This is a genomic window from Nocardia terrae, assembly GCF_009760405.1.
Taxonomy (GTDB): Bacteria; Actinomycetota; Actinomycetes; order Mycobacteriales; family Mycobacteriaceae; genus Nocardia; species Nocardia terrae.
The window spans coordinates 184,307-207,804 of the sequence record NZ_WRPP01000003.1; the positions used below are offsets into that span (position 1 = coordinate 184,307).

At 67.7% G+C, this 23,498-nt stretch carries 24 protein-coding genes and 1 riboswitch; of the genes, 15 read left to right on the top strand and 9 right to left on the bottom strand.

All coding sequences use genetic code 11. From position 1 onward, the window contains the following. Positions 1–46: 46 nt before the first annotated feature. Positions 47–1,597, bottom strand: coding sequence for a PTS ascorbate transporter subunit IIC (locus GPX89_RS16320; RefSeq protein ID WP_157388431.1), 1,551 nt, complete (start codon positions 1,595–1,597; stop codon positions 47–49). Positions 1,598–1,609: 12 nt separating this feature from the next. Further along, a complete protein-coding gene (locus tag GPX89_RS16325) occupies positions 1,610–2,422 on the bottom strand; it encodes a PTS sugar transporter subunit IIA (RefSeq protein WP_157388432.1) in 813 nt (270 codons plus the stop codon). Between the two features lie 190 nt (positions 2,423–2,612). Here GPX89_RS16325 and GPX89_RS16330 point away from each other — a divergent pair, with 190 nt between their 5' ends. From GPX89_RS16330 to GPX89_RS16365, 8 genes are all read left to right on the top strand, one after another. Beyond that, complete coding sequence (locus tag GPX89_RS16330; RefSeq protein ID WP_157388433.1) at positions 2,613–3,425, top strand: SAM-dependent methyltransferase; 813 nt, start codon at positions 2,613–2,615, stop codon at positions 3,423–3,425. After that, positions 3,383–4,363: an aromatic prenyltransferase gene (locus GPX89_RS16335; protein WP_157388434.1), complete on the top strand. Its 981-nt coding sequence runs from the start codon at positions 3,383–3,385 to the stop codon at positions 4,361–4,363. The genes GPX89_RS16330 and GPX89_RS16335 overlap by 43 nt, the downstream gene beginning before the upstream one ends. A 72-nt stretch (positions 4,364–4,435) precedes the next feature. Then, positions 4,436–5,080, top strand: a complete 645-nt coding sequence (locus GPX89_RS16340) for a TetR/AcrR family transcriptional regulator (RefSeq protein ID WP_157388435.1) — start codon at positions 4,436–4,438, stop codon at positions 5,078–5,080. Positions 5,081–5,217: 137 nt separating this feature from the next. After that, positions 5,218–6,474, top strand: a complete 1,257-nt coding sequence (locus tag GPX89_RS16345) for a lipid-transfer protein (protein WP_157388436.1) — start codon at positions 5,218–5,220, stop codon at positions 6,472–6,474. A 73-nt stretch (positions 6,475–6,547) separates the two neighbouring features. Further along, positions 6,548–6,985 carry a type II toxin-antitoxin system Rv0910 family toxin gene (locus GPX89_RS16350; RefSeq protein WP_157388437.1) on the top strand — a complete coding sequence of 146 codons (438 nt, stop codon included), beginning with the start codon at positions 6,548–6,550 and terminating at the stop codon, positions 6,983–6,985. 1 nt (position 6,986) lies between these two features. Beyond that, positions 6,987–7,853, top strand: coding sequence for a MaoC/PaaZ C-terminal domain-containing protein (locus GPX89_RS16355; RefSeq protein WP_157388438.1), 867 nt, complete (start codon positions 6,987–6,989; stop codon positions 7,851–7,853). Positions 7,854–7,862: 9 nt separating this feature from the next. Continuing rightward, positions 7,863–8,741, top strand: a complete 879-nt coding sequence (locus tag GPX89_RS16360) for an SDR family oxidoreductase (protein WP_157388439.1) — start codon at positions 7,863–7,865, stop codon at positions 8,739–8,741. Between the two features lie 18 nt (positions 8,742–8,759). Then, on the top strand, positions 8,760–10,025 hold the full coding sequence (locus GPX89_RS16365) for an acyl-CoA dehydrogenase family protein (RefSeq protein WP_157388440.1): 1,266 nt from the start codon (positions 8,760–8,762) through the stop codon (positions 10,023–10,025). Here the strand turns inward: GPX89_RS16365 and GPX89_RS16370 are convergent. Beyond that, on the bottom strand, positions 10,022–10,741 hold the full coding sequence (locus tag GPX89_RS16370) for a TetR/AcrR family transcriptional regulator (RefSeq protein ID WP_157388441.1): 720 nt from the start codon (positions 10,739–10,741) through the stop codon (positions 10,022–10,024). The two genes, GPX89_RS16365 and GPX89_RS16370, sit on opposite strands and share 4 nt — an antisense overlap. Positions 10,742–10,833: 92 nt before the next feature. On the opposite strand from GPX89_RS16370, the gene GPX89_RS16375 reads away from it, so the two are divergent. Continuing rightward, on the top strand, positions 10,834–11,370 hold the full coding sequence (locus GPX89_RS16375) for an ester cyclase (RefSeq protein WP_157388442.1): 537 nt from the start codon (positions 10,834–10,836) through the stop codon (positions 11,368–11,370). Then, positions 11,367–12,173, top strand: a complete 807-nt coding sequence (locus GPX89_RS16380; RefSeq protein ID WP_328601903.1) for an MBL fold metallo-hydrolase — start codon at positions 11,367–11,369, stop codon at positions 12,171–12,173. The genes GPX89_RS16375 and GPX89_RS16380 overlap by 4 nt, the downstream gene beginning before the upstream one ends. Here GPX89_RS16380 and GPX89_RS16385 read toward each other — a convergent pair. From GPX89_RS16385 to GPX89_RS16400, 4 genes are all read right to left on the bottom strand, one after another. Then, entirely contained in the window at positions 12,170–13,384 is a 1,215-nt protein-coding gene (locus GPX89_RS16385) for an MFS transporter (protein WP_407939419.1), read from the bottom strand. The genes GPX89_RS16380 and GPX89_RS16385 overlap by 4 nt on opposite strands. 110 nt (positions 13,385–13,494) lie before the next feature. After that, positions 13,495–14,889 carry an FAD-binding oxidoreductase gene (locus GPX89_RS16390; RefSeq protein WP_157388444.1) on the bottom strand — a complete coding sequence of 465 codons (1,395 nt, stop codon included), beginning with the start codon at positions 14,887–14,889 and terminating at the stop codon, positions 13,495–13,497. Positions 14,890–15,296: 407 nt separating this feature from the next. Then, positions 15,297–16,514 carry an NADP-dependent isocitrate dehydrogenase gene (locus GPX89_RS16395; RefSeq protein WP_157388445.1) on the bottom strand — a complete coding sequence of 406 codons (1,218 nt, stop codon included), beginning with the start codon at positions 16,512–16,514 and terminating at the stop codon, positions 15,297–15,299. 355 nt (positions 16,515–16,869) lie between these two features. Continuing rightward, positions 16,870–18,366: an MFS transporter gene (locus GPX89_RS16400; RefSeq protein WP_157388446.1), complete on the bottom strand. Its 1,497-nt coding sequence runs from the start codon at positions 18,364–18,366 to the stop codon at positions 16,870–16,872. A 137-nt stretch (positions 18,367–18,503) separates the two neighbouring features. Between GPX89_RS16400 and GPX89_RS16405 the strand changes: the two genes are divergently transcribed. The 4 genes from GPX89_RS16405 to GPX89_RS43860 all read left to right on the top strand — a co-directional run bounded on the left by GPX89_RS16405 (position 18,504) and on the right by GPX89_RS43860 (position 22,285). Beyond that, a complete protein-coding gene (locus tag GPX89_RS16405) occupies positions 18,504–19,214 on the top strand; it encodes a TetR/AcrR family transcriptional regulator (RefSeq protein WP_157388447.1) in 711 nt (236 codons plus the stop codon). 12 nt (positions 19,215–19,226) lie between these two features. After that, positions 19,227–19,339, top strand: a riboswitch (SAM riboswitch). A 96-nt stretch (positions 19,340–19,435) separates the two neighbouring features. Then, on the top strand, positions 19,436–20,785 hold the full coding sequence (locus GPX89_RS16410; RefSeq protein WP_157388448.1) for a bifunctional o-acetylhomoserine/o-acetylserine sulfhydrylase: 1,350 nt from the start codon (positions 19,436–19,438) through the stop codon (positions 20,783–20,785). Next, positions 20,782–21,945: a homoserine O-acetyltransferase MetX gene (gene metX, locus GPX89_RS16415; RefSeq protein ID WP_157388449.1), complete on the top strand. Its 1,164-nt coding sequence runs from the start codon at positions 20,782–20,784 to the stop codon at positions 21,943–21,945. The genes GPX89_RS16410 and metX overlap by 4 nt, the downstream gene beginning before the upstream one ends. A gap of 178 nt (positions 21,946–22,123) precedes the next feature. Continuing rightward, positions 22,124–22,285: a hypothetical protein gene (locus tag GPX89_RS43860; protein WP_167659831.1), complete on the top strand. Its 162-nt coding sequence runs from the start codon at positions 22,124–22,126 to the stop codon at positions 22,283–22,285. Positions 22,286–22,371: 86 nt separating this feature from the next. Here GPX89_RS43860 and GPX89_RS16420 read toward each other — a convergent pair whose 3' ends face one another. After that, a complete protein-coding gene (locus tag GPX89_RS16420) occupies positions 22,372–22,689 on the bottom strand; it encodes a DUF3017 domain-containing protein (protein WP_407939400.1) in 318 nt (105 codons plus the stop codon). Positions 22,690–22,727: 38 nt separating this feature from the next. On the opposite strand from GPX89_RS16420, the gene GPX89_RS16425 reads away from it, so the two are divergent. Next, positions 22,728–23,192 carry a tRNA (cytidine(34)-2'-O)-methyltransferase gene (locus tag GPX89_RS16425; RefSeq protein WP_328601904.1) on the top strand — a complete coding sequence of 155 codons (465 nt, stop codon included), beginning with the start codon at positions 22,728–22,730 and terminating at the stop codon, positions 23,190–23,192. Here GPX89_RS16425 and GPX89_RS44620 read toward each other — a convergent pair. Continuing rightward, positions 23,189–23,419, bottom strand: coding sequence for a DUF167 domain-containing protein (locus GPX89_RS44620; protein ID WP_328601905.1), 231 nt, complete (start codon positions 23,417–23,419; stop codon positions 23,189–23,191). The genes GPX89_RS16425 and GPX89_RS44620 overlap by 4 nt on opposite strands. Between the last annotated feature and the right edge of the window lie 79 nt (positions 23,420–23,498).

A 23,498-nucleotide genomic window follows, 5' to 3' on the forward strand; every position in this document is an offset into this window, starting at 1 on the left:
GAACAGGGGCGTGTGAACAACGCTCCCTCTTCTCCCATGGAAAGCCTCAGGTGAGCGGAGGCGGCGGGGTAGGGGCTCCGGACGGGACCGGAATCTTGGGGAATTCCCTCGTGTCCGGGCGCGCCGCGGCTTCGGTGACCGCCTCGGTGCGGGTGATGCCGAGGGCGCGGTCGCGGGCCGCGCCCGGATCCCAGCCGGCGGCAACGACTTTGGTCTGCACCAGGATCGCGATCGACAGGATCACCACGCCGATGGCCAGCGAGGCGACGACCGCGCCCCAGCCGCCGAGCTTGGCCGCGGTGCCGATGGCCGTGCCGAACCAGCCGAAGTCGGCGTCGCCGAAGGTGGTGTTCTCCGAGCCGAAGGGCCCCAGCACCTGCAGCAGGATCGCGGGCAGGAAGGTGATGAGGCAGCCGTTGACGAACGCGCCGAGCACCGCGCCGCGACGGCCGCCGGTGGCATTGCCGTACACGCCCGCCGCGCCGCCGGTGAAGAAGTGCGGCACCAGGCCCGGCAGCACCAGCGCCCAGCCGAAGATCGGGTCGAAGATCCAGCTCAGCAGGCCCAGGCTGACGAGTCCGCCGACGAAGCTGCTGAGGAAGCCGAGCAGCACGGCGTTCTGGGCGTAGGGGAAGACGATCGGGGCGTCCAGCGCCGGAATCGCACCCGGCACAACCTTTTCCGCGATGCCCTGGAACGCGGGCACCAGCTCGCCGAGGATGGTGCGGACACCGAAGAGGATGACGGCCACGGCGATTCCGAACGCGAGGCCCTGTCCGACGCCTTTCATCAGATAGTTGCCGATATTGGTGGCGCCGCCGTCGAAGGCCCGGAAGGCCGTGTCCTGCCCGACCCGCGCCAGGTAGGCCAGCGCCAGCGCCAGGTACAGCAGCACCATCGACAGCGCGGTCGCCACCATCGAATCCCGCAGGAAGCGCAGCCCTTCCGGCAGATCCATCTCCTCGGTGCTGCGGCTGCGCTTGCCGACCAGCTGACCGGTCGCGCCCGCCGCGATATAGCCCGCGGTGCCGAAATGCCCGATGGCCACCTCGTCGCCGCCGGTCACCCGCCGCGTCCAAGACTGCGCCAGCGCCGGGAACGACACCATGACGATGCCCAGCAGGATGCCGCCCGCGACCACGACGACCGGTGTGGACAGCCCCGCCACCGCCAGCACCATGGTCAGCAGGGTGGCCATGAACAGCATGTGGTGCCCGGTCAGGAAGACGTAGCGCAGCGGCGTGAACCTGGCCAGCACCAGGCTGATTCCGAAGCCGAGGATCATCAGCCAGGTCACCCGCGCGCCGTATTCCTGCTGTGCGATGGCCACGATGGCCTCGTTGGTGGGGATGACGCCGTGCGCGCCGAGCGCGCCCTGGATCATGGTGCCCAGCGGTTTCAGCGATTCCACCACCAGGCCCGCGCCCGCGCCGATGAGCAGGAAGCCGAGGGTCGCCTTGATGGCGCTGCCCGCCACCTGCCCCGCCGGCTTGCGCAGCGCGATCAGGCCGACGGCGGTGATGATGCCGATCAGATAGGCGGGCTGGCTGAGGATTTCGTTGACGACGAATTGGGCGATGGCCAGAACGACATTCATCTGCGCGCCTTCCTAGACGTCGAAGAGTTCGCGCATCGCCCGATCGACTTCGGCGGCGCTGGTGAAGTTTTCGATCACTCGAACCGGAATACCCAGGTCGCCAAGGGTTTTGGCGATCTCCCCGGAGGTGAGCACGGCCACCGCCTCGGACGCCTTGCCCTTGGCGGAGATGGTGTCGGTGGCCTCGACGGTGAGGTAGGGCGTCCAGTGCCAGCGGTCGAGCACCGACTCCAGGGTGCTCTTCAGGAACAGGCTGGTGCCGACGCCGTTGCCGCAGACGGTGAGGATCTTCATCGGTCCGGAGTGGGGCTTGCCGGCGGCGGGCGCGGCGACGGCCTTTGCGGCGGTGGCCTTTCCGGTCGAACCGCCCGCGATCGCCGCCTCGTCCAGCAGCAGCGCCCGCAGCTGACGCGGCGTCTCCACCGTGCGCAGGAGTTGCTCCGCGCCCGGCTCCAGCAGCACCTTGGCGAGCGCGGCCATGGCGTCGGTGTGCACCCCCGAGTCGGCGGCGGCCAGCCCGACCACCAGGTCGACGGGATCGTTGGGGCTGCCGAAGTCGACCGGCTTGTCGAGCCGCACCCACGACATGCCCGTCCGGTTCACCGCGGGTGACGGCCGGGCGTGGGCGAAGGCGAATCCAGGAGCGATGACAATGTAGGGCCCGTTCTCCTCGACATTGCCGATCATCTCCGCGGTGTACTCGGGAGTGGTCACGCCCGTAGCTACCAGCAAATCACCGGCGGCGCGAAGGGCCGCACGCCAGTCGTCGGCGTGACCATGCAGATCGATCGCTTCGGAAGGGAGCAGATCCACCAGCGAGGTCATGTCTGGATCCTCGCACGGACTCGCTAATGGCAAATATCCGGCACACCGGACGGGTCATCCGGATCCCCGCGCCGCTCCGAATCACTCCCGGTTCCCGGCATACCGGGCGTTACCGCGAACAGCGCGCCGGAAGACGTTCCCTTACATAGGATTACTGACACAACGGAGTCCCTCGGACAGGGGAAAGAAGATGACGGATCAATCGCAGTCGGAGAAGCCGAGCATTGCCCGCGTGTACGACTATCTCCTGGGCGGCAAGGACAACTACGCCGTCGACCGCGAGGTCGGGGACTTCTTCATCAAGGACCTGCCGGGGTCGGTGGATATCGCCTTCGCCAACCGCAATTGCCTCGTCCGCGCCGTCGGCGAGATCGCCCGCGCGGGCGTCGACCAGTTCATCGACATCGGCAGCGGCCTGCCCACCGCCGACAATGTGCACCAGGTCGCGCAGCGCCACCTCACCAACCCGCACGTCGTCTACGTCGACAACGACCCGATCGTGCTGGCCCACGGCCGCGCGCTGCTGGAGGTCGACGAGTTCACCACGGTGATCCAGGCCGATCTGCGCGATTCCGAGGCCATCCGCCACCACCCGGAGGTCGAGCGCCTCATCGACTTCACCCGGCCGGTGGCCGTCATCTTCAGCGCCATCCTGCATCACCTCAACAATGACGAGAAGCCCGAGCAGGTGGTCCGCTACTGGGCCGACCAGATCCCTTCCGGCAGCATGATCTACATCTCACACTTCCGCTCCGGCTTCAACGAGGAGACCCGCACCGCCGAGGCGAAGCTCCAATCCACCTTCGGCCGCGGCCGCTGGCGCACCGACGAGGAAATCCTGTCGCTCTTCGGCGATCTGGAGATCCTCGAACCCGGCCTGGTCCCCTGCTCCCTGTGGCGTCCCGAGCCCACCGCCGAGGGCGTCTCCCGCATCGGCGGCGACCACCACGAGCTGAGCGTGTGGGAACAGCTCATCTCGGCCGCCCTCGGCCGCAAGCCCTGACCGTGGACACGCCCGGCGTGGTGACGCTCGATCGGATTCGGCGGGACCTGCGCGAGTTCGCGCGTCTCGCCGAGGTCGGGTACGACCCGGCGGTGGTGGATCCGGTGCTCGAGGAACTCGAACCGCTGTGGACCACTTCGGTACTCGGGGTCCGCACGACCACGCATCCACCGGCGCGGCGGCAGGTGAACGTCCGGTTGATGAATTCGGGTCCGGGCGCCGATCCGGTCACGCCGCTGCGCAAGTCCGGGCTGCTCGAGTTCACCGGGCATCCGATGGAGGAGTTGCTGGTCGAGGTTCCCGCGGCCGTGCCCGCGCTGTACGGCGTCGACGTCGGGGTCACCACCGGAGTCGAGAAGATCTGGCTCATGTTCCCGGAACTCCTCGAGGTGGATCGGGTACTCGAATTTCCCGGTATTCCGCAGGCGGCGCGCGACCATGCGGCACACCTGAACCGCTACGGCGGCCAGATCGGCATCATGGCCTTGGATTTCGCCAGCCGGACCATGAATCTCTACTCCCGGGTCTTCACCCCGGGCACTCTCACCGCCGCCGAGATCGGCACGATGCTGGCGGATCTGGACTTCGTCGCGGCCACCGACACCGAATTGGCGCTGCTCGCACAGACATTCAACCTGTACCGCACCTTCTCCTGGACTTCGCCGCGGATGCGACGCATCTGCCTGCCCGCACGCTTCGATGCCGAGACCTTCCCGAAGCATCTCGATCCGGTGCTGGACCGATTCGTCTCCGGCGCACCCTATGCGGGAACCGGCTCGCGCGCCTTCACCTTCTACACCGCCTACGGTCCCGACGACCGGTACTACAAGGTCCAAGCCGAGTACACCTCGGCCCGCACTGCCGCTTTTCCCGGAGGCGCCGAACCCCGAGTCCATTCTTCGGGCCGCGAATCCGAGCCCGAACCACTTCGCGATTGACGACCGGGCCGAGGTCCGGTCCGCAATCCGGGCGCGAACATACACAGTTGTATGTAAGTGTAAGATCCCGGTATGACCAGCCCAGCCGTCTCGAAACAGCCGCGTCGCACCCAGGAGCAGCGCAGCAGCGAGACGCGCACGCGACTGCTGGACGCCACCATCGAATGCCTCGTCGAGTACGGGTACGCCGGGACCACCACGCCGCGGGTCGCCGAGCGCGCGGGGGTAACCAGGGGTGCGCAGGTGCACCATTTCGGCTCCAAGACCGATCTGGTGGTGGCGGCGGTGAGCCATCTGGCGCAGCGGCGCACCGAGGCGGCCATGAAGGAGCTCAATCGCGTACGCGCGGGCGATGATCCGCTGGGCACCGCGCTGGAATTCCTCTGGGAGCTGCATCAGGGCCCGCTGTTCATCGCGGCCCTGGAGCTGTGGGTGGCCAGCCGGACGGATACGACGCTGGCCGCCGAGGTGGCGAAGGTCGAGCCGTTCGTGAACAACGCGGTCCTGCTCGCGGTGGCGCAGCTGGTGCCGAACGAGCTGTACCGCAAGAATGTTCGCGACTTCGCGTACACCGCCATGGACACCCTGCGCGGAATCCTGATGACCAACTTCATCTCTCCCGACCCCGAGCGCGCCCACCGCCGCTGGCTGCGAGCATCCGCGCAGCTACGCCTGGCTGCCGACGCGGGCATGCCGAACCTCCACGTCAACGACTGATACCGGCGCGGCTGTATGTGCCGCTGCACCAAGCTGACCTCTTGATCTTGTAACTCCTGCCGGGATTCCTCGCACCCTCTTGCCGACTTACATACAGCTTTGTATGTTTGTTTCTGCACCCCTATGTGAGGAGTTCGATGACGAACAAGGCCCACCCGTCGCCCCACCCCCACCCCGCATCGGGTCGCTCCGCGAACCGCGTTTTTGTCGTCGGCGTCGGCATGACGAAGTTCGAGAAGCCGGGGCGGCGCAAGAACGAAGACGGCAGTGCCTGGGACTACCCGGACATGGCCCGGGAATCGGGGACCAAGGCCCTCGCTGATGCCGGGATCGACTATCGCGAGATCGAGCAGGCTTACGTCGGCTACGTCTACGGTGAGTCCACCTCCGGCCAGCGCGCCGTCTACGAACTCGGCTTGACCGGCATCCCGGTGGTCAATGTCAACAACAACTGCTCGACCGGCTCGACCGCGCTCTACCTTGCGGCACAGTCGATTCGGGGCGGGCTGGCCGACTGCACGCTGGCGCTGGGTTTCGAGAAGATGCAGCCCGGCTCGCTCGGCTCCACCTGGGACGACCGCGAACAGCCCATGGCGCGCCACATCATGGCGCTCGCGGAGATCTCCGAGGTGCTGTTCCCGGTGGCCCCGTGGATGTTCGGCGCGGCCGGACGCGAGCACATGAAGAAGTACGGCACCACCGCCGAGCACTTCGCCAAGATCGGGTACAAGAACCACAAGCACTCGGTGAACAACCCGTATTCACAGTTCCAGGACGAGTATTCACTCGACGACATCCTGGGCTCGCGCATGATCTACGACCCGCTCACCAAGCTGCAGTGCTCGCCCACCTCCGACGGCTCCGGCGCGGTCGTCCTCGCCTCCGAGGAGTTCGTGGACCGCCACGACCTGTCGAGGCAGGCGGTGGAGATCGTCGGCCAGGCCATGACCACCGACTTCCAGTCCACCTTCGACGGCAGCGCCAAGAACCTCATCGGCTACGACATGAATGTCCAAGCCGCGGAGAAGGTGTACGCGCAGGCCGGACTCGGCCCCGAGGACTTCCAGGTCATCGAGCTGCACGACTGCTTCTCCGCCAACGAGCTGCTGCTCTACGAGGCGCTCGGACTGGCGAAGGAGGGCGAGGCGGGACACCTCATCGACTCCGGCGCCACCACCTACGGCGGCAAGTGGGTCGTGAACCCCTCCGGCGGTCTCATCTCCAAGGGACACCCTTTGGGCGCAACGGGTTTGGCGCAGTGCAGCGAGCTCACCTGGCAGCTGCGCGGCACCGCCGACAAGCGGCAGGTCGACAACGTCACCGCCGCCCTGCAGCACAACATCGGGCTCGGCGGCGCGGCCGTCGTGACCGCCTACCAGCGCGCCGACCGCTGACCACCCTCCCCCTTCCACCCCGATCCGCGATCCCGGCGACGCCGGGATCGCGGGAATTACAAGAGGTAATCAAATGGGACACATCGAAGCTTCCAAAGACCTCAACGCGACCCCTGACGGCTTGTGGGCGGTCGTCTCCGACCCGCAGACCTGGGACAAGTGGTTCTCCATCCACGAGCGCTGGATGGAGGAGCCGCCCGCCGTGCTCGCACCGGGCGCGAAGCTGACCGCCAAGATCATGATGCTGGGCATGGCCAACAAGATCGAGTGGGTGGTCGAGAGCGTCGAGACTCCGAACCGGTTGGTGCTCAGCGGCACCGGCATGGCCGGTGTGAAGGTGCAGTTCTCCTTCGACATCCTCGCCGAGGGCGAGGGCAGCAGGTTCTCGGTGTCCGGCGATTTCGAGGGTGCGCTGATCAAGGGGGCACTGGGTAAGGCGGTGGAGAAGGATGGCCTCACTCAACTGGACAAAACTCTCGCCGCGCTCGACGCTCTCGCCACGGCGGTCTGACATGGCCTCGACAGCAGTCGAGTTCGACAAGTCCGGATTGGGCACCTGGTCCGACGAGGAACCGTTCGAGGTCACTCGCGAGCGCATCGCCGCCTACGCGGCGGCCACCAACGACCCCATCCCCGCGCACGTGAAAGGCAATGTCGCACCGCCGATCTTCGCCATCGTGCCGGTCTTCGACGCCATGATGGTGCCGGTGATCGGCGTGGCCCCGATGGACATCTTCGGGCGGGTCGTCCACGGGGAGCAGGACTTCCACTTCCACCGGCCCATCCGGCCCGGCGACAAGCTGGCCTCCCGGGCCAAGGCCATCGGCTACGAGGGCAAGGACAACGGCTCGACCATCACCATCCTCATCGAATGTCGTTCCGAGGACGGTGAACTCGTCAACGAGCAGTACCTGACCGCGTTCTTCCGCAATGTCGACGCGGGCGAGCAGGTCGGTGACCGCGCCCCGGCGCACCGGTTCGATCCGGCGCTGCTGGAGCGGGAGCCGCTGGCGACGGCGTCCGCGCACGTCGACGCCGACCAGACGTACCGGTACTCCCCCGCCTCGGGCGACCCGGTGCCGCTGCACCTCGACGACCAGGTCGCCAAGGACGCCGGACTGCCCGGCATCATCGCGCACGGGCTGTGCACGATGGCGATGTCCTCGTGGGGTGTGCTCGGCCAGGTGGCGGGCTCGGATGTGGCTCGGCTGCAACGGTATGCGGTGCGCTTCTCCAAGATGGTGTTCCCCGGCGACGACCTCGAGACCCAGATCTGGAAGGTCGGCAACGCCGACGGGGTCACCACCTATGCCTTCCGCACTGTTCGCGGTGACGACACCGTACTGAGCGACGGCCTCGCCGAAATTTCCGACAACTAGGAGACATTCATGGGTGCACTCGACGGACGGGTCGCCATTATCACCGGGGCCGGTCGGGGGATCGGCCGCGAGCACGCGCTGCTGTTCGCCCGGGAGGGCGCGGCGGTCGTGGTCAACGACCTCGGCGGCAGCAATGCCGGTGAGGGCACGGACACCGGACCCGCGCACGAGGTGGTGAACGAGATCATCGCCGCAGGGGGGCGGGCGATCGCGAACACCGACAGCGTGGCCGACTGGCAGGGCGCGAAAAACCTGGTGGATCAGGCGGTTTCGGAGTTCGGACGCCTCGACGTCGTGGTGAACAACGCGGGCATCCTGCGCGACGCGTTCATCGCGGGCATGGACGAGAACCAGTGGGACGCGGTCATCGCCGTGCACCTCAAGGGGCACGCGGCGGTGCTGCGGCACGCGGCCGCGTACTGGAAGGACCAGTCCAAGGCCGGGAATCAGCCGGTGGCCGCGGTGATCAATACCGCGTCGGCCTCGGGCACCACGGTTCCCAATGCCGGACAGGCGAATTACGGCGCGGCCAAGGCCGCCATCGCCGCGCTCACCCTGGTGGCCGCCGACGAGCTGGCCCGCTACGGCGTGCGCGTGAACGCCATCGCGCCCATCGCCCGCACCCGGCTCACCCTGGCCACGCCGGGCATGGGCGAGATGATGGCCGCGCAGCAGGCCGGCCTGGAGGAAGGCGAGTTCGATGCCTTCAGTCCGGCCAATATCTCCCCGCTGGTGGCGTATCTTGCCACGGAGAAGTGCCCGATCACCGGCAAGGTGTTCGCGGTGCAGGGCGGCGCGATCTCCGAACTGGCGGGGTGGCACGACGTGAAGACCATCGAGACCGAAGGCCCGTGGTCCATCGACGATATCGCCGGCCGGCTGCCGTAATCAGAAAGGCGGACAACGATGTTCGAATGGTCCGAGACCGACGAGCTGATCCGCGGCGCGGTGCGGAGCTTCATCGACAAGGAGGTGCGCCCCCATCTGGACGCCCTCGACAGCGGTGAGATGCTGCCCTACCCGATCATCCGGAAGCTGTTCACCGAGTTCGGCATCGACGCGCTCGGCGCGGAGACGGTCGCCAAACTGCTTGCCAGGCAACGCAAGCGGGAGGAGGCCATCGCCGCGGGCGAGCCGCTGCCGGAGAAGAAGACGAAGTCCGCCGGTGACGGCGGCCCGTTCTCCGGCCAGGAATCGCTGATGGCGGTGCTGGTCAGCGAACTGTCCGGGGTGTGCATGGGCCTGGTCACCGCCATGGGGGTGAGCATCGGCCTCGGGGCCACGACCATCCTCTCGCGCGGCACGCTGGCGCAGAAGGAACGCTGGCTGGCCGACATCGTGACCATGAAGAAGGTCGCGGCATGGGCGATCACCGAACCGGATTCGGGCTCGGACGCCTTCGGCGGGATGAAGACCTACGTCCGCCGCGACGGCGAGGACTACATCCTCAACGGCCAGAAGACCTTCATCACCAACGGCCCGTATGCCGACACGCTGGTCGTCTACGCCAAGCTCGACGAGGGCGACGGCGTCGACAAGCGCGACCGCAAGGTGCTGACCTTCGTGCTCGACAAGGGCATGGAAGGCTTCACCCAGGGCAAGCCGTTCAAGAAGATGGGCCTGCACGCCTCTCCCACCGGCGAATTGTTCTTCGACAATGTGCGATTGGGCCGCGACCGGCTGCTCGGCGAGACCGAACAGCACGAGGGCGGCGACGGACGTGAAAGCGCCCGTTCGAGTTTCACCGCCGAACGCATCGGGGTGGCCTTCATGGCGCTGGGCATCGTCAACGAATGCCACCGGCTCTGTGTGGATTACGCCAAGACCCGCAAGCTGTGGGGTCAGGAGATCGGCCGCTTCCAGCTGGTGCAGCTCAAGCTCGCCAAGATGGAGGTGGCGCGGATCAACGTGCAGAACATGGTGTTCAACGCGCTGGAACGCTCGCGCGCGGGCAAGCCGCCCACCCTGGCCGAGGCGTCGGCCATGAAGCTGTACTGCTCCGAGATCGCCACCGAGGTCGCCATGGACGCCGTCCAGCTCTTCGGCGGCAACGGCTACATGTCCGAATACCACGTGGAACAGCTGGCCCGCGACGCCAAGTCGCTCATGATCTACGCGGGCAGCAACGAGATCCAGGTGACCCACGTCGCCAAGGGACTGCTCGCCAACTAGGCGCGCACGAGTCCGGGGTCGCCACCAGTCGCCGGTGGCGGCCCCGGCCGCCGTTGCAGGCGCGCGGTGAGCGCGTCGAGGGCCAGGGTCATGGCGAAGTCGAATTCGGTGTCGCGGTCGAACCGGGCCAGGTGGGGAGCGGCGGCGGCGACCGCGGGGAGTCCGCTGGATTCGAGGACGGAGCGGCGGTGGGCGATGGCGTCGATATCGGCGGTCCCGTAGGTCGGGCCGGCGTTCACCTCGCGCAGCAGGGTACCGATCAGGGTGGCCAGGAAGGCGCGCAGGAGGTGGACGGATTCCGCTGGGGCGCAACCGGCGTCGCGCAGGATGGTCAGCACCGCCTCGATGGGGGCGAGGGCCTCGAAGGAGGCGAGTTGACGTGTCAGGACGAGAGCGGCCACCTCGGGATGGGCCAGGGCGCGGGCGCGGAAAGCCCGGGCGATGCCCAGCAGATCGGCTCGGAAGTCACCGGATCGAGCCGGTAGATCGATTGCGCCCAAGAGATATTCGGTGACGGCATCGAGCAGTCCGTCCTTGCCGTCGACGTGGTTGTAGAGACTCTTGGCATCCACTCCGAGCGCCCGGCCGACAGTGCGCATGCTGATCGCGGCGATGCCGTCGGCGGCGATGGCTTGCAGGGTGGCCCGCACGATCGCCTCACGGGAGAGCCGACTTTCGCCTTTGGGCGGGCGGCCGCGACGGATGGGCGTGGTCATACGGCCCATCATGCCGGACACCCTTGTATAAATCCACACCGTGGGTATAACTTCGAGCAATAAACCCACGCCGTGGATCAAGGAGTCCGTCCATGTCCCGATTCACCCTGCCGCCCGAAGACGTTCTCCGCGCCCGGGAAGCGCTTGTCCTGGACCACTTCCACGACGAGGTGCGCCAGGACTGGGACGCCACGCTGTCGACCTTCCCGCACCCGCACTACGAGCTCATCGCCTCGATGACCGTTCACGACGGAGACGACGAGGTGCGCGGGTACTACCACGACACCCGAGTCGCGTTCCCCGACCAGGATCACGAGATCATCGCCATCCGGCACGCGCACGACGCCGTGATCGTCGAGTTCTGGCTGACCGGAACCCACCGCGGACCCCTCGGCAGGATCCCGCCCACCGGCTCGGCCCACCGCACCCGGATGACCGCCTACTTCGTCTTCGACGCCGACGAGAACCTGATCACCGAACGCATCTACTTCGACCAGCTCACCATCCTCCGCCAGCTCCTGGGCGGACTGGACAAGAAGAACCCCGCCGACCTGCTCACCCTCGGACGGGCCGTCGCCGGGGCGCTCGCCATGACCGGCGGCCGACCGGATCCGCGGCTCACCCGGTGAAGATCCACCATCTGAACTGCGGAACCATGCGTCCCTGGGCCACTCCCGGCGGGCTCGTCTGCCATGTCCTGCTGGTCGAGACCCCGGACTGTCTGGTCCTGGTCGACAGTGGACTCGGCTTGCGGGACGCCGTGGACCCCGCCGCCCGATTCGGTCCCGCGCGGTTCTACGTACGCCCGGCCTTCGACCCCGCCGAGGCCGCCATCACCCAGGTCCGGCGACTCGGCTACGACCCCGGCGATGTCCGCCACATCGTGCTCACCCACCTCGATGCCGACCACACCGGCAGACTGGCCGATTTCCCCTGGGCCCGAGTGCATCTCACCGCCGCCGAACACGCCGCGGCCCGCCACCCGCACGGGCTCGCCGAACGGGGCAGGTACCTGTCCGGCCAACGCGCACACGAGCCGATATTCGTCGAACACACTCCCGGCGCGGGCGACGCCTGGCGCGGATTCGCCGCGGCCATCGAACTCACCGATGTGGCACCGGGATTCATGCTGATCGACCTGCCCGGGCACTCACGCGGACACGCCGCCATAGCCGTCGATACCGGTGGCCGCTGGGTCCTCCATGCCGGAGATGCCTTCTACCACCACGCTCAGATCGGCGGCCCCGGCGCCACGCCCAGGGCTCTGACCGCCATGGAACGCTTCGTCGCGCGGGACCGGAAAATGGTTGAGGCCAACCATCACCGGCTCGCCGAACTGGCGCGCACCGCCGATCCCGATCTGATCCTGGTCAACGCACACGACCCGGGCCTGCTCCGGCGGGCGCGACGACTGTCCGGTACCGCCCACTAGCCCTGCGGCCGGTGCCGCGCGGCGAGGACGGTCACCGCGAAGAGCGCGACGCCGAGGACCGCCAGGCCGGCGCCGACCGCGGCGGGGGCGGTGTAGCCGAGGCCGGCGGCGATCACCAGGCCGCCCAGCCAGGCGCCGGAGGCGTTGGCGATATTGAGGGCCGCGTGGTTGAGGGCGGCGGCGAGGGTCTGGGCGTCGTGGGCGACGTCCATCAGGCGGGTTTGCAGGGCGGGTGCCAGGGATGCGCCCGACGCGCCCACCAGGAACGCGCCGATCGCGGCGGTATACGGGTTGTGCGCCGCCGCAACGAAACCGGCGAGGATCACCACCATGGACAGCATCGACGCGAAGACCGCGCGGTCGACGCCGCGATCGGCGAGGACGCCGCCGATGATATTGCCCGCGATCATGCCCAGGCCGAAGAGCATGAGCACCAACGGAACCAGGCCGACCTGCAGTCCGGCGACGTCGGTGAGGGTGGTGGTGATGTAGGTGTAGACGGCGAACATGCCGCCGAAGCCGACCGCGCCGACCAGCAGCGTCAGCAGCACCTGCGGGCGGCGCAGGGCGGTCAATTCGGTTCGGGGATCGGTCATTCGGACCCCGTGCAGCTCCGGCACGAAACGGGCGATCGCCGCGACGGTGGCGGCCCCGATCACGGCGACCACGATGAAGGCGTCCCGCCAGCCGAGATTCTGGCCCAGCCAGGTAGCTGCGGGAACGCCGACAACATTGGCGGCGCTCAGGCCCAGCATAACCGCCGCGACCGCCTTGGCCCGCTGCCCCACCGGGGCGAGCGAGGCCGCCGCCAGCGAGGCCACGCCGAAGTACGCGCCGTGCGGCAGACCCGAGACGAAGCGCGCCACGGTCAGCGTCGCGAACGTGGGCGCGACCACGCTGGCCGCGTTGCCGAGCGCGAACGCCGCCATCAGGATCATCAGCAGTCGCTTGCGCGGCACTCGCGCGCACAGCGCGGCGATCACCGGCGCGCCGACCACCACGCCCAGGGCGTAGGCCGAGACGATGTGACCGGCGGTCGGTTCGGAGACCTTCATGGCCGTCGCGATATCCGGCAGCAGGCCCATGGTCACGAACTCGGTGGTGCCGATGCCGAACCCGCCGAGGGCGAGGGCCAGTATCGCGGCCACCGGCCAGCGCCGGTCCGGCACGGCGGCCGCCGACGCCTCGAGGTCGTCGAGGGTCGCGTCCAAGCCCGGTGCGGAATTCGCCATGCAATAGCCCAACACGGCCCCGGGCATTCCCGCATCCCGAGGAGACCGTGAGTCTGCTCACGCCGGTGCGGGCCGGAATATCCCGCGGATCAGGCCGGAGCGTCGAGCACAGCGCGATCCAGCTCGGTCAGCGGCTCGGCCACCGGGAAGTTGCTTCGGAATATCTCCTGAGGATCGTTGCGGCGCTTGATATCCCGCAGCCGATCCAAGGTGGCCGGTGCGAAGGCATCGGCCGGGGTATCGCCGGAGTCCAAATAGGTGAACGGCTTACGGCCCGACGTGTAGATGGACAACTCCGTGGCGATCTCCGCGCGACGCTCCAGCACGGCCGCCGCATGCTGGGGCGACGGCGCGGGTCCGAGCAGGGACAGCAGGTACGGCTCCGAAATGCCGCCCGCCACACCGGCATCCGCGGGCGGCCGGGTCAGCGCACCGCCGAGATGCCGCACCTGCACCAGGGCCAGCGGGTACACCGAGCCGTTCCGCGCTGCCGTCGCGAGCAGGGAATCGCCTACCGCGGTGGTGAATTCGGTGAGCAGCTCACCGCGCACCCGGGCCGGGCTGGGATCCTCCGGCTCCATGCAGATGCCGCCGATCCCGGTGGGATCCAGCCCGCGGCGGGTATCGAGCACCGCGCCCGGAATCTCGTCGAACCGTCGCAGCGGGCCGGTCACGTCGCCCTGGGCGAGAACGTCGACGGCCACCATGGACTGCCCGCGCAGAAACTCGGGAACCGTGGGGAACGGCGGGAATTGGATGAGCGTCAGCCAGATGCTCAATCCCTCGGCCGCCTCCGCCGTCGCCTCGCGGAACGCGGCCATCACCGCCTCGGCCCGTTCCGCGGGCCACAGCACACGCCCGCCGAAAAGCGCACCGGCGTCGAACAATTCGAATTCCAGCGCGGTCACCAGCGCATAGTCACCCCCGCCGCCGCGCAACGCCCAGAACAGCTCCGGCTCCGAATCCGCGTTCACCCGAACCCGATTCCCGTCCCCGGTCACCACATCCAGCGCCCGCACCAGGTTGGCCGCCTGCCCGTGGCTGCGCGCGAACCACCCCACGCCACCGCCGAGGGTGTACCCGGTCACCCCGACCACCGGCGAACTCCCCACGGCCCCGACCAGACCGTGCCGCGCCGATTCGGTGACGACGTCACCCCAGCGCGCCCCGGCCTGCACCCGTGCGAGCCGGGCCTCGGGATCGATCTCGACGCCGTTCATCGCCCCGGTCGTCACCAGCACGGTCCCATCCGCGGCCGCCGTCGGCGTGTGCCCGGTGGCCCGCGTGCTCACCGCCAGCCCGGCCCGCCCCGCATACCGCACCACGGCCGCGGCGTCCTCGGTGTCCGCGACCTCGACGACCGCCGAAACCCGCTGCTCCACAGCCAGGTTCCAGGCCCGCCGAGCCGCGTCGAACCCGTCCTCTCCCGCCGCGACGACCGGCCCGCGCACCACGCGCCGCAGATCATCCCCAATTGCCGACATCCGTCCTCCTTCAGCGTCGAGCACCACCGACCACCGTGGCACACCCACCCGACCCATCCCACCCGAGGACCCATGACATTTTCATGACTCGCCGCATCCATCCCCGGCCCGCGAGTTGCCCCCCGGAAACAGTTCGGGCACCCGCCCACCCACCGGTTCCGGTGGGGGCAGGTGCCCGTTGTGGCGCGGTGTGATGTTCTGGCCGGGACTGTGGTCCCGGCCCCCATCAATCACCGCAAAGCGCTGTTCACGTTTGACGGCGCGTTCAGTACTTCATGCCCTCGAATCCCGAGAGCACCCTTCTCCTGCGGGCTTTGAAGCCTCCCTCGAAATCCCGGGAGTTCCTCTCCGCCCTGGGGTTTCAGGGGCTTGCCCCTGAGAATCCCAAGAGTGGGTTTGCGCCCTCGCTAGCGCAGCTCGCGCGCGAGGTTGGCGTCCAGCACGCCGAGGAACTCCTCGGTGGTCAGGTAGCCCTGGTCGCCGCCGACCAGCAGGGCGAGGTCCTTGGTCATCTGACCGGACTCGACCGTCTTGATGACCACGTCCTCGAGGGTCTGCGCGAAGCCGATCACCTCGGGCGTGTTGTCCAGCTTGCCGCGGTGGGCCAGGCCACGCGTCCACGCGAAGATCGAGGCGATCGGGTTGGTGGAGGTGGGCTTGCCCGCCTGGTGCTGGCGGTAGTGGCGGGTCACGGTGCCGTGCGCCGCCTCGGCCTCACAGGTGCGGCCGTCCGGGGTGAGCAGCACGGAGGTCATCAGACCCAGCGAGCCGAAGCCCTGCGCCACGGTGTCGGACTGCACGTCGCCGTCGTAGTTCTTGCAGGCCCAGACGTAGCCGCCCTCCCACTTGAGCGCGGAGGCGACCATGTCGTCGATGAGGCGGTGCTCATAGGTGAGACCGGCCGCGTCGAACTCGTCCTTGAACTCGGTCTCGTACACCTCCTGGAAGGTGTCCTTGAACATGCCGTCGTAGGCCTTGAGGATGGTGTTCTTGGTCGACATGTACACCGGGTAGTTCTGCTGCAGGCCGTAGTTCAGCGAGGCCCGCGCGAAGTCCCGGATGGACTCCTGGAAGTTGTACATGCCCATGATCACGCCGCCCTCTTCGGGCATGCGGACGACCTCGTGCTGGATCGGCTCGGAGCCGTCCTCGGGCGTGAAGGTCAGGGTGACCGTGCCCGCCTGGTGCACCTTGAAATCGGTGGCACGGTACTGGTCACCGAAGGCGTGGCGGCCGATGATGATCGGCTTGGTCCAGCCCGGAACCAGACGCGGCACGTTCGAGATGATGATCGGCGCGCGGAAGATCGTGCCGCCGAGGATGTTGCGGATGGTGCCGTTCGGCGACCGCCACATCTTCTTCAGCCCGAATTCCTCGACTCGCGCCTCGTCGGGGGTGATCGTCGCGCACTTCACGCCCACGCCGTGCTTCTTGATGGCGTTGGCGGCGTCGATGGTCACCTGATCATCGGTCTTGTCGCGGTACTCGATGCCGAGGTCGTAGTACTCGAGGTTCACATCGAGATACGGGTTGATCAGCTTGTCCTTGATGAACTGCCAGATGATCCGAGTCATCTCGTCGCCATCGAGCTCGACGACAGTCCCTTCAACCTTGATCTTGGACATGGATCTTCGTGTCCTCCTAGGAAGGTGGTGCTCCCATTGCACGGCCGGTGAGCACCGCTTGTAGCGGACCCCAGCTGTTCAACAGACAACGTATACGCATGGCGCTCGGCACGGGACCTGTGGTGCCAAGTCCACGTACGCTGTGGCGTCAAGCAAGACAAGCGTACTGCTGCTATCGATCTCACCGCGCGCCCGGCCCCCGCTGTGCGGGAATTCAGTGCGGTTACCGATAAGTAGCTTTACGGGTGACTTTCCGCACTTCCCAGCATGCGAAAATTCGAGGGCCGCGGCAACCCCTGTCGCGCGGCCCTCGAATATATTCTTTTCGCCGGTCAGACGGCCACCGGCGGGCCGATCAGATGGCTACCGCCACGGCGTGCTCGTCGCCCTCGAGCAGGTTCTCCGGCTTGTCCCGGACCATGAATGCCGCGATCGGAATGCAGAGCAGGAAGAAGCCCGCGCCGATCAGGAACGCGATGTCGTAGGAATGGATCGCGGCCCGCTGCATCACATGGTCGATGGCCCCGTTATTGCGCACATACCGTTCGGCCACCTGCACCGAAATGGTGGTCAGCAATGCGGTGCCGATGGAACCGCCCACCTGCTGCGCGGCATTCAGCAAGGCGCTGGCCACGCCCGAGTCCTCCGCCTCGACCTGATGCAGCGCGGTGGTCTGCATCGAGACGAACAGGAAACCCATGCCGAGCGCGATCAGGATCATGGCCGGCAGCAGCGCACTGGCGTAGCTCTGGCCGAACTCCAGCCGCGACAGCCACAGCAGGCCCGCCGCGCCCAGCACCGAACCGGCCAGCATGAGCGGGCGCGGGCCGATCTTGGGCAGCACCGCCGAGGCGATGCCCGCCGACACCACGATGCCGGCCGGGAAGGGCAGGAACGCCACCCCCGTCTTCAGCGCCGAGTAGTGCTCCACGATCTGCAGGTAGAAGCTCAGGTTCAAGAACATGGCGAACATGGCGATCGGCACCAGCAGCGCGATCAGATACGACCCGCCGCGGTTGATCTCACCCGGAATACGCAGCGGCAGCAGCGGATTCGCGGTCCGGCGTTCGATGGCCACGAAGGCGGCCAGCAGCGCCACACCCACCACGAACAACGCGAGCGTGGTCGAGGCCGTCCAGCCGTCGGAGGCCGCGCGGCTGAAGCCGTAGACGATGGAGATCAGGCCGAGGGTGACGGTGACCGCGCCGGGCAGGTCGTAACCGCCGGTACGGGGCGCGGGGATGTCCTTGATCACGAAGGCGAACGCGCCGACCAGCGCCAGTAGTGCCACCGGCGTGTTGACCAGCAGCGACCAGCGCCAGTTCGCGTATTCGACCAGCGCGCCACCGGCGATGAGACCCAGCGCCGCACCGGCCGCGGACACACCGGCGAACACGCCGAAGGCGCGAGCGCGTTCCTTGGCTTCGGTGAAGGTCACCGAGACGAGTGACAGGGCGGCCGGTGCCAGCAGCGCGCCGAACGCGCCCTGCAGCGCGCGGCCCGCGAACAGTTCGGTCGCGTTCTGCGCGAGACCGGCGAGCGCGGAGGCCGCGGCGAAGCCGACCAGGCCGACCATGAGGATCCGCCGGCGGCCCAGGTAGTCGGCGAGCCGGCCGCCGAGCAGCAGCAGACCACCGAAGATCAGGGTGTAAGCGGTGAAGATCCACTGCTTGTCGCCGTCGCTGATGTGCAGATCCTGCTGCGCGAACGGCATGGCAATGGTGACGATCGTGGCGTCCAGGACCACCATCAGCTGCGCCATGGCGATCACGCCCAGCGCCCACCAACGCCTGGAATCTTTTGCGGGACTTGCTTTTTCGTCTGCACCGAGAGCGTCCGTCGCTACGGTCATGAGCCTCTCCTAGGGAGTTCGAAGACTGCTTCAACCATACTGGCCCACACCGACAATTGGCGTCAAGAGAAAAATGTCTGACTGCGACAGTTGTCATAATGGGACAGGTCGGACCGTTAAGGCCGTAGACTGGAGTCATGTCCGAGTTGTCAAGTCACACCGGTGTGATCTCGCGTCACCGCCCCGGGCTGCGCGAACGCAAGAAGGAACAGACCCGCGCGCGCATCATCGACATCGCCCTGCGACTGTGCGATGAGCAGGGCTTCGACAGCACCACGGTGGAGCAGATCGCCGATGCCGCCGACGTCTCGCCGCGCACGGTGAACCGGTATTTCGACAGCAAGGAAGACATCGTCATCGCCCCGATCACCGATTGGGCGCGGGCGCACGCGGAGGCGCTGCGCGAACAGCCCGACACCGGGAACGAACTGAAGGCACTGCTGGACAGCTTCCTGGCCGTCGTGGACCGGGTCATCGAACGTGACGAACCGCTGCCCTTCCGGTGGTTCCAGCAAATGCAGCGCATCATCGCCGCCTCGGCCCCGGTGCGGGCCTGCAGCTTCGACGCGGCCGAGAACAAGACCGAACAAACCGCGCAGGTACTGGCCGAGCGGCTCGGCACCACCACCAATGACGTGCGAGTTCGCTTGCTGCTCGGCACCTTCCACGCCATCATGCGCGCGGGTGCCGAATCGTCGACCGAGTCCGGTGTCGTCTCCGACCAGATCCTCGGGTCCGCGCGCGGCATGGCCGACGCCGTGATCGCCGCCTATCACGAATTCGTGCGGACCTGCGCGGCTCCGACTGTGGCAAGCCCCACTTCCGAAACGGTCGCATCCGCCCGCTAGAATCGCGCAACAGGTCAAGAGCATCAGCGTCAAGGCCCCGGCTTGCTGATCGGCAACCCTCCAGCTGCGGTGGGGTGCTTCCGGGTGCAGACCGGGCGTTCGAAGGACGAACGCAAGCGCAATCAGGAGGTCTACCGAAATGTGTTGTTGTCGAAGCCCATTCGCTTCTCGATAACTGTCAAACTTCCGCCATTCGGCGACCTTGTTTTGGAGCAGAACACATGAGTGACTCGACCGCGTCCGCGGCCGTTGCGGCTGACGGCACCCTCGATCCGGCCGCCTGGTCCTTCGAGACCAAGCAGATTCATGCCGGTCAGGCCCCCGATTCGGCCACCGGAGCCCGCGCACTGCCCATCTACCAGACCACGTCCTACGCCTTCCGCGACACCGATCACGCCGCCGCGCTGTTCGGGCTCGCCGAGCCGGGCAATATCTACACCCGCATCATGAACCCCACCCAGGACGCGGTGGAACAGCGCATCGCCGCCCTGGAGGGCGGTGTGGCCGCGCTGCTGCTGGCCTCCGGGCAGGCGGCGGAGACCTACGCGATCCTGAACCTCGCCGAGGCCGGCGACCACATCGTGGCCAGCCCGCACCTCTACGGCGGCACCTACAACCTGCTGCACTATTCGCTGCCCAAGCTGGGCATCGAGGTCAGCTTCGTCGAGGATCCGGACGATCTCGAGCAGTGGCGCGCGGCCGTGCGGCCCAACACCAAGGCGTTCTACGGTGAGACCGTCGCCAATCCGAGCAGCTCGGTCCTCGACATCCCCGGCATCGCCGAGGTCGCGCACGCCGCGGGCGTGCCGCTGATCGTGGACAACACCGTCGCGACGCCCTACCTGATCCAGCCGCTGAAGCTGGGCGCGGACATCGTCGTGCACTCGGCCACCAAGTATCTGGGCGGGCACGGTTCCGCGGTCGCGGGCGTGATCGTCGACGGCGGCAATTTCGACTGGACGGTGAAGAACGCCGCGGGCGATTCCCGCTTCCCCGGCTTCACCACCCCGGACCCCAGCTACCACGGCGCGGTCTTCGCCGATCTCGGCGCGCCCGCCTACGCGCTCAAGGCCCGCGTGCAGTTGCTGCGCGACCTGGGTGCGGCGGTGTCGCCGTTCAACGCGTTCCTCATCGCGCAGGGCATCGAGACGCTGAGCCTGCGGGTCGAGCGGCACGTGGCCAACGCGCAGGCGGTCGCGGAGTTCCTGGCCGGGCAGCCCGGCGTCGAGAAGGTCTACTACGCAGGGCTTCCCAGCTCGCCGTGGTTCGAGCGTGGCAAACAATTGGCGCCGAAGGGTGTCGGGGCCATCGTCTCCTTCGAGCTGGCGGGCGGCGTGGACGCCGGCAAGAAGTTCGTGGAGGCGCTGGTGCTGCACAGCCATGTCGCTAACATCGGGGATGTGCGCTCGCTCGTCATCCACCCGGCCTCCACCACGCACTCCCAGCTGACCCCCGCCGAGCAGTTGGCTTCGGGTGTCACGCCTGGTCTGGTGCGTTTGGCCGTCGGTATCGAGGGCATCGGCGACATCCTGGCGGATCTGCGCGCCGGACTGACGGCGGCGGCAAGTTGACCGTGAACATCGAATCGAGAACGTCCCGTCATGCGGCCGAGGCCTTGCTGCCGCCGCCGGACGGGACGCTCGCGACCATCGCCATCGGGGATGTGGAGCTCGAGTCCGGAGCCGTCATCCCCGATGTGACGCTGGCCGTGCAACGGTGGGGCGAACTTTCGGCGAACGCGGACAACGTGGTGCTCGTGGAGCACGCGCTGACCGGTGACTCGCATGTGGTGGGCCCCGCCGACGTGCACCACAACCAGCCCGGCTGGTGGGACGGCATCGTCGGCCCCGGCGCGCCGATGGACACCCGCGAATGGTGTGTCATCGCCACCAATGTGCTGGGCGGCTGCAAGGGCAGTACCGGGCCGGCCTCGCTGGCCCCGGACGGAAAGCCCTGGGGCGCACGGTTTCCCGAGATCTCCATCCGCGACCAGGTGACCGCCGAGGCCCAGCTGTTCGACCTGCTCGGCATCGACCGGCTGGCCGCCGCGGTCGGCGGTTCCATGGGCGGCATGCGGGTGCTGGAGTGGATGATCGGCCGGCCCGAACGGGTCGGCGCGGCGCTGGTGCTGGCGGTCGGCGCGCGCGCCACCGCCGACCAGATCGGTACCCAGACCACCCAGCAGGCCGCCATCACCTCCGACCCGGACTGGCAGGGCGGCAACTACCACGGCACCGGACGCTCGCCCGTGGCCGGCATGGGCATCGCCCGGCGCATCGCGCACCTGACCTACCGCACCGAGGCCGAACTCGACCACCGCTTCGAGAATCACGCCCAGGGCGACGAGGATCCGCGGGCGGGCGGGCGCTACGCGGTCCAGAGCTACCTGGAGTACCAGGCCGACAAGCTGATCGCGCGTTTCGATCCGGCCACCTACGTGCTGCTCACCGAGGCCATGAACCGCTATGACGTGGGTCGCGGACGCGGTGGCGTGGCGGCGGCGCTGGCCTCGACGCCGGTGCCGTGTGTGGTCGGCGGCGTGGACTCGGACCGGCTCTACCCGTTGCGCACCCAGCAGGAGCTGGCGGATCTGCTGCCCGGTTCCAAGGGGCTCGAGATCATCCACTCCAAGGACGGCCACGACGGCTTCCTGACCGAGTTCGACGCGGTCGGCAAGCTCGTGCTCGAAACGATGGATCTGGCCCGGGCACAGCGGCTCACCGGCCGCTGAATCAACACTGCCGAATCGCTGCACCACCGCTGCCTCAGCGGTGGCTCGTTACCGCGCGTATCGTGGTTGTTTCGCGCGAATTGTCCTGACGCGCTTCCGGTTTCGCGGGGATGACGCCTCCGTAACCGGTCGCGTGGAATACGTGTGCGCGGGGCCCGGCGGCCGTAATCTGTCAGACATGACCGCCGCATTCGATGACATGGATCTCCGCGATCTCGTCGATCTGCTCTCCGAGGACGAGCAGCGTGAACTCCGCCCGGCCATACTTCGCGTCCTACACAGACTCCCGGACCAGGAAGTGCTACGCCGAGAGCTCGGTCGCCGCATCACCTCGGTCTAGCAAACCCCGGGCCGCCGGTTCGCCGACGGCCACCTGATCACGATTCAGTGCCGCGACTCCGGTCGCGGCCCCGACCTCGGTGCGGTCTAAGTGACACCGAGGCTGCTGATGGTCGCGGCCAGCACGATGATCGCGCCGCCCAGCACCGTCAGCCACGCGACATCGAAAGCCTTGCCGCGCACCGCGAGCAGCCCCGCTCGATCGGCCGGCAGCACCAGCCGCAGCGCCGCGGCCAGCAGTGTCGCCCCGCCGAAGAAGAACGTCCCGCGCCGCCAGCGATCCCAGGCCAGGAAGACCACGGCCACCACCAGCACCGCCGCCACCAGCAGCATGGGCAGATTCTCGCGCACGAACTCCCCCGCACGAGCACTGCGACTCTCGGGTGCGGCATGGGCTGGACTCACCGCACGAGCTTAACCGGCCCTCTGCAATGCTGGATCCCGTGTTCCATCTCGTGTTCTTCGAACCCAGGATCCCGCCCAACACCGGCAATGCCATTCGGCTGGCGGCCGGTACCGGCTGTGAGCTGCACCTGATCGAACCGCTCGGCTTCGACCTATCCGAGCCGAAGCTACGCCGGGCCGGGTTGGACTACCACGACCTGGCCGTTGTCACCGCGCACCGGAACCTCGCCGCCGCATGGGATTCCATTCGGCCGGAGCGGGTCTTCGCCTTCAGCGCGACCGCCACCCGGCACAACACCGATATCGCCTATCGCAAGGGCGATGTCCTGCTCTTCGGTCCCGAACCGACCGGGCTACCCGATGAGGTGCTCACCGATTCCCGCGTCACCGAGCAGCTGCGCATCCCCATGCTGCCGGACCGCCGGTCCATGAACCTGTCCAATGCCGCCGCCGTCGCGGTGTACGAGGCCTGGCGGCAGCTGGGTTTCCCGGGGGCGGTCTAGTCGTCGATCTCGAAGCGCTTGAAACGGGAGGTCTGTCCACCGGTCAGGCGCACCGACGATTTGGGTACCCCGAAGTGGGAGGCGAGCAGTTCGATCGCCGCCTTGTTGGCTTTGCCCTCGACCGCGGGCGCGCGCACATACAGCTGCAATGCCCCGTCTTCGAGGATCTCGACCAGAGGGCCTTTCTTGCTGCCGGGTTTGATGGTCGCCCGGACCACTGTGGGCACGCGGAACTCCTCTGCTGGAACTGGGTAAGCGATCGTGGCGTTGAAGCCGTAGTGTCGCAAACGCAGAGGATGTGCGATG